General features: G+C 63.9%; 12 protein-coding genes. 9 read left to right on the top strand and 3 right to left on the bottom strand.

Features of this window, described 5'->3' with window-relative positions; genetic code table 11:
- Positions 1-135 precede the first annotated feature (135 nt).
- Positions 136-702, bottom strand: coding sequence for a GcrA family cell cycle regulator (locus Q0908_RS04405; RefSeq protein ID WP_299281284.1), 567 nt, complete (start codon positions 700-702; stop codon positions 136-138).
- 89 nt (positions 703-791) lie between these two features.
- On the bottom strand, positions 792-1,697 hold the full coding sequence (locus tag Q0908_RS04400; protein ID WP_299281283.1) for a DMT family transporter: 906 nt from the start codon (positions 1,695-1,697) through the stop codon (positions 792-794).
- A 253-nt stretch (positions 1,698-1,950) separates the two neighbouring features.
- On the opposite strand from Q0908_RS04400, the gene Q0908_RS04395 reads away from it, so the two are divergent.
- From Q0908_RS04395 to gndA, 4 genes are all read left to right on the top strand, one after another.
- Positions 1,951-3,123 carry an aspartate aminotransferase family protein gene (locus tag Q0908_RS04395; protein WP_299281282.1) on the top strand — a complete coding sequence of 391 codons (1,173 nt, stop codon included), beginning with the start codon at positions 1,951-1,953 and terminating at the stop codon, positions 3,121-3,123.
- Positions 3,124-3,201: 78 nt separating this feature from the next.
- On the top strand, positions 3,202-4,107 hold the full coding sequence (gene argF, locus Q0908_RS04390; protein ID WP_299281281.1) for an ornithine carbamoyltransferase: 906 nt from the start codon (positions 3,202-3,204) through the stop codon (positions 4,105-4,107).
- Between the two features lies 1 nt (position 4,108).
- On the top strand, positions 4,109-5,098 hold the full coding sequence (locus tag Q0908_RS04385) for a 2-dehydropantoate 2-reductase (RefSeq protein WP_299281280.1): 990 nt from the start codon (positions 4,109-4,111) through the stop codon (positions 5,096-5,098).
- Between the two features lie 67 nt (positions 5,099-5,165).
- Positions 5,166-6,563, top strand: a complete 1,398-nt coding sequence (gndA, locus tag Q0908_RS04380; RefSeq protein WP_299281278.1) for an NADP-dependent phosphogluconate dehydrogenase — start codon at positions 5,166-5,168, stop codon at positions 6,561-6,563.
- A gap of 100 nt (positions 6,564-6,663) precedes the next feature.
- Here gndA and hrpB read toward each other — a convergent pair whose 3' ends face one another.
- Positions 6,664-9,075, bottom strand: coding sequence for an ATP-dependent helicase HrpB (gene hrpB, locus Q0908_RS04375; RefSeq protein ID WP_299281277.1), 2,412 nt, complete (start codon positions 9,073-9,075; stop codon positions 6,664-6,666).
- A gap of 92 nt (positions 9,076-9,167) precedes the next feature.
- On the opposite strand from hrpB, the gene meaB reads away from it, so the two are divergent.
- From meaB to Q0908_RS04350, 5 genes are all read left to right on the top strand, one after another.
- Positions 9,168-10,142, top strand: coding sequence for a methylmalonyl Co-A mutase-associated GTPase MeaB (gene meaB, locus Q0908_RS04370; protein ID WP_299281275.1), 975 nt, complete (start codon positions 9,168-9,170; stop codon positions 10,140-10,142).
- The gene (locus Q0908_RS04365) at positions 10,143-10,955 is read left to right on the top strand and encodes an alpha/beta hydrolase (protein WP_299281273.1); all 813 of its coding nucleotides are present in this window, start codon (positions 10,143-10,145) and stop codon (positions 10,953-10,955) included.
- 120 nt (positions 10,956-11,075) lie between these two features.
- Positions 11,076-11,366 (top strand): 50S ribosomal protein L28, encoded by a 291-nt coding sequence (rpmB, locus tag Q0908_RS04360; RefSeq protein ID WP_299281272.1) that lies wholly within the window; start codon positions 11,076-11,078, stop codon positions 11,364-11,366.
- Positions 11,367-11,479: 113 nt separating this feature from the next.
- Positions 11,480-11,821 carry a hypothetical protein gene (locus Q0908_RS04355; RefSeq protein ID WP_299281270.1) on the top strand — a complete coding sequence of 114 codons (342 nt, stop codon included), beginning with the start codon at positions 11,480-11,482 and terminating at the stop codon, positions 11,819-11,821.
- Between the two features lie 53 nt (positions 11,822-11,874).
- A complete protein-coding gene (locus Q0908_RS04350) occupies positions 11,875-12,366 on the top strand; it encodes a copper chaperone PCu(A)C (RefSeq protein WP_299281268.1) in 492 nt (163 codons plus the stop codon).
- Positions 12,367-12,394 lie beyond the last annotated feature (28 nt).

Raw genomic sequence — 12,394 nt, 5'->3', positions numbered from 1 at the left:
CGGCCTCACTCCAGCCTCGCTGGCCTGACGCCATACGAATATGCTAACCGGTCAGAAGAGGACCAAAACCTGAACAGTGCTAACTTATAAACACGGACTCTCAGGGGAGCAGGTCAAGATCAAGGGGTAGCGTCGTTAGCGCCGACGATCCCGCCGCGATGACATTGGCTGAAACGCAACGCCCACATGGGCCTCGCAATAGGGTTTGCCTTGCTGCACCGGCAAACCACAGAACCAGAAATTGTCGGTCGCAGGATCACCCACGGGCCACTTGCATGTGCGCTCGGTCAACTCCATCAGGCCGATCTTCTTGGCCTTCTTCTCGACCTCGTTGACCTTGGCCAGCGCCTCGGGGCTGATCTCGTTGGCCGAGGGCTGCGGGGGCAGCGGCTGACCCGCGGGAATGATCTGCTTGCGGGCGGGCAGGTTGGGCTTGGCACCGGGAGGGGCTGGCTTGATGGCCGGTTCAGTCTTGGGTTGGGGCTTGGGTTCGACCTTGGCCTTGGGTGCCGGCTTGGCCTTGGCTTCGGTCTTGGGGGCCGCTGCACCGCTGCCTGCGCGGTTGGACAGGCCAAGGCGATGCACCTTGCCAATGACCGCATTGCGGGTCACGCCGCCAAGCTCCTTGGCGATCTGGCTGGCCGACTGGCCCTCGCCCCACATCTTTTTCAGCAGTTCAACGCGTTCGTCAGTCCATGACATGGGCAGGCTTTCCAAGCTAAAAGGCGGCCCGCATGCGCGGCCGCCCTGAATTTCGTGTCAGCGCCCTATACTAATGGGCCAAGCCAAAGTTACAAGGGACGACTGTCAGGCAAAGCGCGCGCACGCCGCCCTTCCCGCCAGGCCAGCAGCAAAGCCCCCGCAATGATGATCGCCGCGCCCTGAATTGTCACGCCATCCGGGATCACGTCATAGAACATGATGTCGTAGATTGCGGCAAAGATCAGAGTGCCATAACTGAACGGGGCCACAAAGCTCGCATCCGCCCGCGCCATCGCATTGACAAAACAGGTTTGGGCGACCGCCATCGCACTGCCAATCCCCGCCATCAGCGCCCATTGAGCAAGGGTCGGGGCCTGCCAGACCCACAGCACCGCCAGCGTGGCGATCACAACCCCGATCGCATTGTTCACGATCAAAATGGAAAACGGGCTTTCGCGTTGGGTCAGGCGTTTGATGATGTTCAACTCGAACCCCAGGATGACGGCTGCACCGAGGGCCAGCAGCGCGGCGGGCTGAAAACTCTCGGGCGTTGGGCGCAACAACACGACCGCGCCAATCAGGGCAATGACCGCCGCGAGCCAGCGCCACTTGCCCACTTTCTCTCCCAACAGGGGAATGGCAAACATCATACCGAAAACCGGGTTCAAAAAGGATATGGCCGTGGCATCGGCCAGCGGGATGTAGGCGACAGAGGCAAACATCAAGACCAGACCCGCCCAGCCACCAAGCGTTCGGGTGAGGTGCAGGCCCAGATGCGGACGCTGCAATTCGGGGCGCAGGATCCGGGCGGCAAGGCCAAGGCAGATGAACGCAAAGAGAAACCGACCAAACACGATCTGGAAGGGGTGCATAGCGGGGCCGAACTGATCCGTGCCCAGGGCTTTGGCAAACAGCGTGGTCGCGGCAATAAAAGCACAAGCCACACAGATCAGGGTCGCGGCCAGCGCGGGATTGTGGGCCTTGGCGGTATACATGTGCGATCTCTGCGCCCGCGTGGTCCCAAGCGCAAGCGGATTTCATCTGGCGTCCAAGCGGCGACTGCGCTAGGACGGCGACATGATCACTGACACGCGCCTCCGACGACCCTTGCGCCGCAGCTAAGGCTGCCACTGATCCCACGTGCCTGATCGTAGGGCACGACCCTTTCATCTTCAAATCTGTTGACCCCGTCATGCGGCTCATGCACCAACGCAAGTGCCCTCATGGCCTTTCCAAAGGATGATCCCGATGATCGCTTCCGTTCTTCCGACCTATTCGCGTGCCCCCATGACCTTCGTCAAAGGTGAAGGCTCCTGGCTGATCGAGGCGGACGGGCGACGCTTTCTGGATCTGGGCGCGGGGATTGCGGTGAACGCATTGGGCCACGCGCATCCCGCCCTCACCGAGGCGCTGACGGATCAGGCGGGCACGCTTTGGCACACGTCCAACCTTTACCACATCCCCCAGCAACAGGCGCTGGCGGACAAGCTGGTGGATGCGACATTCGCCGACACGGTGTTTTTCACCAATTCCGGCACTGAGGCCTGCGAACTCGCCGTGAAAATGGCGCGCAAATACTGGTATGACAAAGGCCAACCCGACAAGGTCGATATCATCACTTTCTCGGGCAGCTTCCATGGCCGGTCCTCGGCGGGCATCGCCGCTGCGGGGTCCGAAAAAATGATCAAGGGCTTTGGCCCGTTGCTGCCCGGCTTTACCCATCTGACATTCGGCGATCACGATGCCATCGCGCCTGCAATCACGGACGCCACAGCCGCAATCCTGATCGAACCGGTGCAGGGCGAGGGCGGGATCATCCCGGTGCCGGACCAGTGCCTCAAAGGCTTGCGCGATCTGTGTGATGAACGCGGCATCCTGCTGATCCTCGACGAAGTGCAATGCGGCGTGGGCCGCACCGGCAAATTGTTTGCCCATGAATGGGCTGGGATCGAGCCCGACATCATGATGGTCGCCAAAGGTATCGGGGGCGGCTTCCCCCTCGGTGCGGTGCTTGCAACCGAAGAGGCGGCCAGCGGCATGACTGCAGGGACGCACGGCTCGACATACGGGGGCAACCCGCTTGGCTGCGCGGTTGGCTGTGCGGTGATGGACATCGTTACCGATCCCGACTTTCTGGCCGAGGTGAACCGCAAGGCAGGCCTGCTACGCCAAAAGCTGGAAGGGCTGGTGGCCAGCCACCCGGACGTTTTCGACTTTGTGCGCGGTTCAGGGCTGATGATGGGCATCAAATGCAAAGTCACGAACACCGACGTGGTGAATGCGGGTTACGATAACGATGTGATCACCGTCCCGGCTGCCGACAACACGATCCGCTTGCTGCCGCCCCTTACAATCACAGATTCCGAGATTGACGACGCGGTCGCGCGTCTGGACAAAGCGGCAACTTGTGTTGTGCCCTGATCCCCTTTTCATTTCGCCAGATAAACCGCGGGGGTCCGGGGGCTGGCCCCCGGCGCTCTCCACCAAAGAGACATCGACATGACCCACTTTCTCGACATCCATACAACCAGCCCGGGCGATTTGCGCCAGATCATCAACGCCGCGCAAGCCATGAAACAGGCGCGTGCGGGCCGACCCAAGGGCACTCCGGACGATGACCAACCGCTTGCCGGGCACATGGTCGCGCTGATCTTTGAAAAGCCCTCGACCCGGACGCGCGTGTCCTTCGATGTGGGCGTGCGCCAGATGGGCGGGCAGACGATGGTGCTGTCGGGCAGCGACATGCAGCTTGGGCACGGCGAGACAATCGCCGACACGGCCCGCGTGCTCAGCCGCTACGTGGACCTGATCATGATCCGCACATTCGAAGAGGCGACGCTGCTGGAAATGGCGGAATATGCTACTGTGCCGGTGATCAACGGGCTCACAAACCGCACGCATCCCTGCCAGATCATGGCCGACATCATGACGTTCGAAGAACATCGCGGGCCGATCAAGGGCAAAAAGGTCGTGTGGTCCGGCGATGGCAACAACGTGTTTGCCAGCTTTGCGCATGCGGCCAAGCAGTTTGAGTTCGATCTGGTCTTTACGGGTCCCGAACCGCTTGATCCCGAGCGGGCGCTGGACGGTCTGTATACAACCGAGCGTAACCCCCAAACCGCCGTCGAAGGCGCCGATCTGGTGGTGACGGACACTTGGGTGTCCATGCACGACCCCCAATCGGCGCGCGAGCGGCGCCACAACCAGTTGCGCGGTTATCAGGTCAATGATGCGCTGATGTCGCTGGCCAAGCCCGACAGCCTGTTCATGCACTGCCTGCCCGCACACCGCGATGACGAGGCCACGTCCGAGGTGATGGACGGCCCCCATTCGGTAATCTTCGACGAGGCCGAAAACCGGCTGCATGCGCAAAAGTCGATCATGCGCTGGTGTCTGGGGGTCTAGGATGACTGAGCGCCCCACCATCGCAATCGCAGGCGCAGGCAGCATTGGCTGCTTTGTTGGTGGGGTGCTGGTGGATGCGGGCCACGACGTGCGCTTTCTGGCGCGCGCCGGGCTTGTGGCGGACTGCGCGGAACATGGGCTGCGCCTGACGGATTATGCCGGTTACGACGCGCGCTTAAGCGATCTGATGATGAGTGACGATCCAAAGGCCGTGCTTGAGGGGGCGGACCTGATCCTTGTCTGTGTCAAGGCGCGCGACACCCAGGATATGGCGCGCCTCATCGCGACGCATATGCCACAGGCCCAGGTGGTGTCCCTGCAAAACGGGGTCAGCAACGCGCCTGAGTTGCGCGCGGCCTTACCGGGTGCCGACGTGCGCGCAGGGATGGTGCCTTTCAACGTGGTGCCCGACGGGCCATGCCACATGCACCGCGCCTCATCCGGCGATATTCTGGTCGAGGCAGGGCCGATCCCGACCCTTGATGCAGGCCCTTTGACGTGGCGATCCGTCGACAATATCGAGGCGGTGCAATGGGGCAAATTGCTGATCAATCTGGGCAATGCGATCAATGCACTGTCCGATATGCCCCTGCTTGAGCAGCTGCACGACCGGGCGTGGCGCGCGCTGATGGCCGACCAGATGGCCGAAGCGCTGAAGGTGTTGAACGTGGCTGGAATCACGCCTGCGAAATTCACAGCCGCCCCGCCGCGGCTGATCCCCGCGATTCTGCGCCTGCCCACCCCGATATTTCGCCGGGTGGCCGCACAGATGTTGACGATTGATGCGCATGCGCGCTCGTCCATGTGGGACGATCTCAAACGGGGGCGCAAGACCGAGATTGATGCGCTTCAGGGGGCCATCCTGCGGCTTGCAGAGCGGCACGGGCGTCAGGCCCCGCTCAACGCCCGGATGCGCGCGTTGATCCGTGCCGCCGAGGCGGAGGGCCAAGGCCCACCCGGCCTGAGCGTGTCCCATATCCGGCAGGAGTGAGGACGCCCTTGTGCGCCCTCACGCGGGGCCTATGGTCACAGCAAGTGAAAATCAAAAGGGGCTGCATATGCGCGCGGATATCGGTGTTTACGGGTTGGGAACAATGGGATCGGCGCTGGCGCTGAACATGATCGACAACGGGTTTGTCGTGGCCGTGTCGAACCGGAGCGATGACAAGATCGCACCCTTCCTGAAAGAGGCGGACGGCTTGTCGGGGTCTGCCGAAGGCCACTCCGATCTGGGTGCTTTTGTCGAGGCCCTCAAGACCCCGCGCACGGTGCTGTTGATGGTGCCCTCGGGCAAGGCCACGGACGCTATGATCGATGCGTTGCGCCCATTGCTGAGCGACGGGGACACGATCATTGATGGCGGCAATGCGGATTTCAACGACACCCGCTCTCGCCACGCGGCAGTGGACGGCAGTGGCGTGCATTTTGTCGGCATGGGCGTGTCCGGCGGCGAAGAGGGCGCGCGGCGCGGGCCGTCGATGATGGTCGGCGGGTCCGCGCATTCCTGGGCCCAGTTTCGCCCCATGGCCGAAGCGATTGCTGCCGATTTTGAGGGCACGCCTTGTGTGGCCCATGTGGGCCCGGACGGGGCGGGGCATTTCGTCAAGACGGTGCACAATGGCATCGAATATGCCGACATGCAGATGATCGCTGAGATTTATGGCATTCAGCGGGACATGGCGGGTCTGCCCGTGGCAGAGATCGGCGCGATGTTTGCGCGCTGGAAGCAGGGGCCGCTGAGTTCCTACCTGATCGAGAGTGCCGCCGACGTTCTGGCCGCCACTGAAAGTCAGACCGGAAGGCCGATGATTGAGGTCATTGTCGACAGCGCCGGTCAAAAAGGTACAGGGCGTTGGACCGTGATCGAGGCGTTGAAGCTGGGGCAATCCGCGTCAGCCATCGAGGCGGCGGTGGGTGCGCGTGGGTGGTCCTCGGAAAAAGAGGCGCGTGTCGCCGGGCAGGACACGCTGACCCTTGGCGCGCAGAGCTTTGAAATGCCCAGTGAGGCCGATCTCGAAGCGGCCATGCTGGCGGGTCGCATTCTAGCGCATGCGCAAGGGTTTCGTGTGATGGCAGTCGCCTCCGAGGCGTTTGAGTGGTCGCTGGATATGGCGCAGATCGCTGAAATCTGGCGGGCGGGCTGCATCATCCGCTCGGCCCTGCTGGATGTGTTTGCCGACGCGTTTCGTGGCACCTTGCGCCATGATCATATGATCCTCGCGCCTGCCATGGCGTCACGTCTGGCCGAGACGTTGCCGGGTCTGCGCCGTGTCGTGGTTGCGGCCAATCTGGCGGGACAGCCGGTGCCTGCCCTATCGGCGGCCCTCGCTTGGCACGACAGCATGGCGGCGGCGCGCGGGACGGCGGACATGATTCAGGGGTTGCGTGATTATTTTGGCGCACACGGGTTTGAGCGCATCGATGCTGATGGTGCCCATCACGGCGATTGGGGCTGATCCAAAGGACGCTGCGCGACGCGATGGTCAGGGGGCTCTGCCCCCATCGCTTGCGCGATTCCCCCGCAGTATTTTTGGTCAAAAGAAGATGTGGGTCGCATCAGCGTCTTGGTTTGGCGCGCAGCGTCGGGTCGGCTTGGGTGGGGTCTTCGGGCCAGGGGTGTTTTGGATACTGGCCGCGCATGTCCTTGCGCACATCGGCATAGGAGGTCACCCAGAACCCCGGCAGGTCTGATGTCACCTGCACGGGGCGCTGCGCAGGCGAGAGCAGCGTGATTTGCAGCGGGGTGCGCCCGACCATCGGGTGTCGCGTGACCCCGAACATTTCCTGCAGTCGGACTTTGATGCCTGGCGTCGCCTCGTCGTAGTCGATTGCGATGTTCCGCCCCAGAGGTGTTTGGAAGTGGCCCGGCACCGCGCGGTCGAGCCTGGTTTGAGCCTCCCAGCCGAGATGCGCTTGCACGGCGGGCAGAATGTCGAACGCTTTCCAGTCCGCAGCGTTGCGCAGCCTGCCGATATGTCCAAGCAGCCAGTCCTCGGCAGTGTCGAGCAGGTGATCTTCGCTGAGGTCCGGGAAGTCATTTCCCATCAGCGCGGCGCGCGCCATCAGCCGTCGCGCCCCTTTTGAGGGCTTTAGCCCGAGCGTGCGGATGCCGTCGAGCATGGCGCGCGCGATCTGGTCCTCGGGGGCATCGTGCCAGGGCTTGTCCTCGAGCACCAGCGCGCCAAAGCGGCGCTGGATGCGCGCCTCGACTGCGCGGTCGCGCTTGGACCATGCGCAGACATGCACCTCGGTGATTTGGTCGCCATAGAGTGTTTCGAGCGCGTCTTGCGTCAGTGCAATGGCCTGGCGGATGCGGGCCTCGCGCGGGTCGCCGTCGAGGTCTGTGGCCACGATCAGCCGGTGCCCGGCCAGTGCGTCTCCGAGCGGCAGCAGCGCCCCTTTGCCTCCCGACAGCACATAGCGCGGCGCGTCCCCGGCCCGGCGCAGCCCGATCCGGTCGGGATAGGCGAGCGCGACCATTTCGCCGGTGTCGAGGGCGCGGCCTTTGACCTCGCCACGTTTCAGCCGTTTGGCTTCGTCCCTGATCCGCGCGATGGCACCGCGATGCGCGTCGGGAAAAGCGTTTGGGTCATGAATGGCGCGCAGACGCAGGGTCAGATCGGTGCCGCGATTGCGCAGCGGGTCGCGTTCTGCCAGCAGGGCGGCGAGCGTGGCGGCCTGGGGGCCTGCGCTGACAAGCATATGCGCAAGGCGGGGGTGCAGGGGACGTCTTGCAAGTGCCCGCCCGTGCGGCGTGATGCGGTGATCTGCGTTCAGCGCGCCGAGCATCCGCAGCAGCGCGCGCGCCTCGGCCAATCGCCCGCCATGGGGTGGGGTCACAAAGCGCAACGTGTCTTCGCTCCCGCCCCACAGGCTGAGTTCGAGGGCAAAGGCCGCAAGATCGCCGGCTTCGATCTCGGGCGGGGGAAACTGGGCGAGGGCGCCATCTTCTCCTCGCGTCCACAGCTTGTAGGCGGCCCCCGGTGCGACGCGGCCCGCGCGTCCGGCGCGTTGTGCCGCTTCGGCCCGCGTGACCCGTTCCGTCACCAGCCGCGACATGCCCGAGGATGGATCAAACCGCGCGCGTCGGGATTTGCCGCCATCGACCACGATGCGGATGTCGGGGATCGTGAGGGAGGTTTCCGCAATCGAGGTGGCCAGCACGACCTTGCGTGTGTCCGACGGCGTGATCGCGGCGCGCTGCGCCTTGAAATCCATCGCGCCGAACAGGGGGTGGATGGCGACCCCTTGCGGGGCTTGGCGTTCCAGCAGAGCCTGGGTGCGGCGGATTTCGCCCTCTCCCGGCAGGAAGGCGAGCAAGGAGCCGGGGGCGTCGGCCAGGGCATGCAGGATCAGGTCGCTTATTTGCGCCTCAAAGCGTTGATCCTTGGGCAGGGGCTTTGGCAGCCAGTGCGGTGTGACCTCGAAACTGCGCCCCTCGGAGGTGAGGATGGGCGCGCGCATCACCTGCGCAACGGGGTCCGCATCAAGGGTGGCGGACATGGCGAGCAGGATGAGGTCATCGCGCAGGGCCTCGGCCACCTCAAGGCACAGCGCCAGCCCAAGGTCCGCATTCAGCGAGCGTTCGTGAAATTCGTCAAAGATCACTGCGCCGATCCCCGGCAGGTCGGGGGCGTCCTGCAACATGCGCGTCAGGATGCCTTCGGTGACGACTTCGATGCGGGTGTCAGGGCCAATCGCGGCGTCCCCCCGGATCCGGTAGCCGACGGTCTGTCCGGTTTTCTCGCCCAATGTCGCGGCCATACGATCCGCTGCGGCGCGTGCAGCCAGGCGGCGAGGTTCCAGCATCAGGATTTTGCCATGCGTCAGCCCCGCCTCGAGCATCGCCAAAGGCACCCTCGTGGTCTTGCCCGCGCCGGGGGGCGCTTGTAGCACGGCCCGCCCGTCGCGCCGCAACGCGTCGATCAGATCCGGCAGGATGGCGTCAATGGGCAAGGGGTCGGTCATGGGCCGCCTTATGGCGCAACCAGCCGTGCGCGCCAACTCTGGACATTTGGGGGCGGGTTGCGGACAAACGACACCACGTCACGGAGCAGCCCATGGACACCACCGATCTGGCCAACCGCATCGCCGCTGCCGAGCGTCGCGCGCTGGCCCGTGGCATCACGCTGGTGGAAAGCGCGCGGCCCGATCACCGCGCGCAGGCGCTTGAGGTGCTCGCCGCCCTGCCACGCGACCGCCAAGCGTTGCGGATCGGTTTGTCGGGGACGCCCGGGGTGGGCAAATCGACGTTCATCGAGGCGTTTGGGATGATGCTGGTGCGCGCGGGTCTGCGGGTGGCTGTACTGGCCGTCGACCCCTCCTCGGCCCGGTCGGGCGGGTCGATCCTTGGGGACAAAACCCGCATGGATCTGCTTAGCCGCGAGCCGAATGCGTTTATCCGCCCTTCGCCGAGTCAGACCCATCTGGGTGGTGTCGCCCGGCGCACGCGCGAGGCTGTTGCTTTGTGCGAAGGGGCGGGGTTCGACGTGGTGCTGATCGAAACCGTGGGGGTTGGTCAGTCCGAAACGGTTGTGGCGCAGATGGCCGATCTGTTCCTGCTGCTGCTGGCACCGGCGGGGGGCGACGAATTGCAGGGGGTCAAGCGCGGCATCATGGAAATGGCCGACATGATCCTGATCAACAAGGCTGACGGAGATCTGAAAGCGGCGGCGACACGAACCTGTGCGGACTATGCGGGTGCCCTGCGCCTTTTGCGCAAGCGCCCGCAGGATCCTGCCGGGTATCCCCGTGCGATGATGGTGTCTGCCTTGCACGAAGACGGGTTGGAGGCCGCGTGGGCCGACATGCAGGCCCTCGCAGACTGGCGCAAGGAGGCCGGATTTTTTGAAGGCACACGGGCCGCACAGGCGCGATACTGGTTCGAGGAAGAGGTCCGGTCCGCCCTTCTGGCGCAGCTCAAGGCGGACGCGGTGCGTGCGGCGATGGACGCGCTGGCCGGGCAGGTCGAGGCGGGTGAAATCAGCCCCGGAGATGCCGCGCGCGATCTGATTTCGAAGCATCTGAGCCGCTAGATGGACACGCCGCTGTCGATCTTTGCCGGGGATCGGCTGCGGGCCGATTTGTTCAACCCCACGGGGCGGCGGTTGCTGGTGACGTTTCGCCACCGGGTCCACACGGACGGTGTCTTTGATGCGCCACGCCCCAGTCAGGGCTATGTAGAGGCGGGTCATGCCCATCTGCACATCCAGACGCGGCTGAACGACTGGTACATCAATGATGAGACGACCGCATTGGAACGCGCGCTGGCGCAGGCGACGTCGGGCTATGGGCGACGCGTCGCCTTGGGCTTTTCGATGGGCGGCTATGGGGCGTTGCGGTTTTCGTCGGTGCTTGATTTGCGGCACGTGGTGCTGGTGACGCCGCAATTTTCGATCCACCCGCAGGTGGTGCCGTTTGACAAACGGTTTCGCAATTGCGCGGGTGAATTCGATGCAGCACTGGGTGATCTTGCGACCCATGGGCGGCGGCAGGTGGCGGGCGTCATCCTGCTTGACCCGTTCCGCCCGCTTGATCTGAGGAACGCGCGGTTGGTGCAGCGCCATTTTCGTCGGCTCAGTGTGGCGCGCACGCCGGGAGCGGGACATCAGGCGGCGCGGGTGCTGAAATCCGGGGGCCATTTCGGGCGCTTTCAACAAGCACTGCTGGACCCGCCGGTGCGCACGCGCGATGTGATTGCGTGGCACAAGGCCGGGCGGCGGGGATCGGCGGAGTATTGGACGGGCCTGGGCGACGCGGCGCAGAAACACGGGCATGTCGCACTGGCAGACACGGCCCGCGCGCGGGCGGCCTCTTTGATCGGTTCCAAGGGGCCATCTGGGGGTTGACGCGCCGGGGCCTTGGGCCTAATCACGCCCAAACCAGATTCCCGGGATCCGCCGTGGCGGAGCCCTTTTATATTTGCCGAAGGCCAGCCTTTTGCAATTTCACTAGACGAGGATGACCCCATGTCGCGCGTATGCGAATTGACCGGTAAGGGCCCGATGGTTGGCAACAATGTCAGCCACGCGAAAAACAGAACCCGTCGGCGGTTTTTGCCGAACCTGAACGATGTGACCTTGCAGTCCGAAACTCTGGGCCGTGGCATCAAGCTGCGCATCTCGGCAGCGGCATTGCGCTCGGTCGACCACCGTGGTGGGCTTGACGCGTATCTTGCCAAGGCCAAGGACACAGAGCTGTCGGCCACTGCGATGAAGGTCAAGAAAGAGATCGCCAAGGCGCAAGCCGCTTCGGCCTGATCTGATTGCCCTTTCGGGCATCGAAAAATGAGCCCCGCTTGCGACCGCGCAGGCGGGGTTGTTTCGTTTTGACGCGGTTGAGTGTCGGGGATCGTGCCGGTAAGACGGGATCTATGATACGCGCGCTCCTCTCGATGCTGTTCAGCTTGATGCTGGTGGCGACAAGCCACGCGATAGGGGCAGCGCGCCACAGCACGATGGCTGTGGACAGCATGGTGATCTGCGCGGGCGACACGACCTATGTGGTATATATCGACGGGCAGGGTGATCCGACTGCGGCCCCGTATATGTGCCCGGACTGCGCGCTGCATGTCAGCGGCGCGCTTGGGCCGCCTGCGGTTTTGGTTGAGCGCCCTCTGACCCGTGCAGCCAATACGCGCCCTGCGCATGTGGTGGCCAGAGATGCGGACACAATCGGCAACGCGCGCGCCCGGGCGCCACCTGTCAGCGGCTGACGTTTCTACCTTTCTCGTTCCACCACCACACATCATTCAAAAAGGGGGCTTTCATGTCCTTTCGTTCGTTTGTCGCGGCCAGTTTGGCGGCAACTCTTTTGGCAGCTCATGCATGGGCTGACGGCATCATGATTATGGATCCATACGCGCGCGCGGCCAGCCCGGCTGCGAAGTCTGGCGCGGCGTTCATGATGATCCACAACACCTCTGATCAGGACGATCGACTGATCGCGGCCCGCACGGATGCGGCCAAGCGGGTCGAATTGCACACCCATACCGAAGTCGGCGACGGGATTTTGCAGATGACCGAGATCGAGGGCGGCATCGAACTGCCTGCCGGAGCCACACATCACATGATGCGTGGCGCGGATCATGTGATGCTAATGGGTTTGACCGGACCGCTGGAGCAGGATGCTGAAATCGAGGTCACGCTGGTGTTCGAACAGTCTGGCGAGATCGTTGTGACAATCCCCGTCGACAATGCGCGCAAGCCAGAAGCAGGGGCGCATGGCCGGCACGCAGATCACTCCGGCCACTCGAACTGATCGGGCTCTGGGCGCAGGACACCTGCGC

Source organism: uncultured Tateyamaria sp. (assembly GCF_947494755.1).
Classification (GTDB): domain Bacteria; phylum Pseudomonadota; class Alphaproteobacteria; order Rhodobacterales; family Rhodobacteraceae; genus Tateyamaria.
This window is presented reverse-complemented; position numbering and strand designations above follow the sequence as displayed.

Excerpts from the sequence above, each read along its gene's own strand:
- Q0908_RS04405 (WP_299281284.1), bottom strand. The coding sequence starts at position 702 with ATGTCATGGACTGACGAACGCGTTGAACTGCTGAAAAAGATGTGGGGC.
- Q0908_RS04400 (WP_299281283.1), bottom strand. The coding sequence starts at position 1,697 with ATGTATACCGCCAAGGCCCACAATCCCGCGCTGGCCGCGACCCTGATC.
- Q0908_RS04395 (WP_299281282.1), top strand. The coding sequence starts at position 1,951 with ATGATCGCTTCCGTTCTTCCGACCTATTCGCGTGCCCCCATGACCTTC.
- argF (WP_299281281.1), top strand. The coding sequence starts at position 3,202 with ATGACCCACTTTCTCGACATCCATACAACCAGCCCGGGCGATTTGCGC.
- Q0908_RS04385 (WP_299281280.1), top strand. The coding sequence starts at position 4,109 with ATGACTGAGCGCCCCACCATCGCAATCGCAGGCGCAGGCAGCATTGGC.
- gndA (WP_299281278.1), top strand. The coding sequence starts at position 5,166 with ATGCGCGCGGATATCGGTGTTTACGGGTTGGGAACAATGGGATCGGCG.
- hrpB (WP_299281277.1), bottom strand. The coding sequence starts at position 9,075 with ATGACCGACCCCTTGCCCATTGACGCCATCCTGCCGGATCTGATCGAC.
- meaB (WP_299281275.1), top strand. The coding sequence starts at position 9,168 with ATGGACACCACCGATCTGGCCAACCGCATCGCCGCTGCCGAGCGTCGC.
- Q0908_RS04365 (WP_299281273.1), top strand. The coding sequence starts at position 10,143 with ATGGACACGCCGCTGTCGATCTTTGCCGGGGATCGGCTGCGGGCCGAT.
- rpmB (WP_299281272.1), top strand. The coding sequence starts at position 11,076 with ATGTCGCGCGTATGCGAATTGACCGGTAAGGGCCCGATGGTTGGCAAC.
- Q0908_RS04355 (WP_299281270.1), top strand. The coding sequence starts at position 11,480 with ATGATACGCGCGCTCCTCTCGATGCTGTTCAGCTTGATGCTGGTGGCG.
- Q0908_RS04350 (WP_299281268.1), top strand. The coding sequence starts at position 11,875 with ATGTCCTTTCGTTCGTTTGTCGCGGCCAGTTTGGCGGCAACTCTTTTG.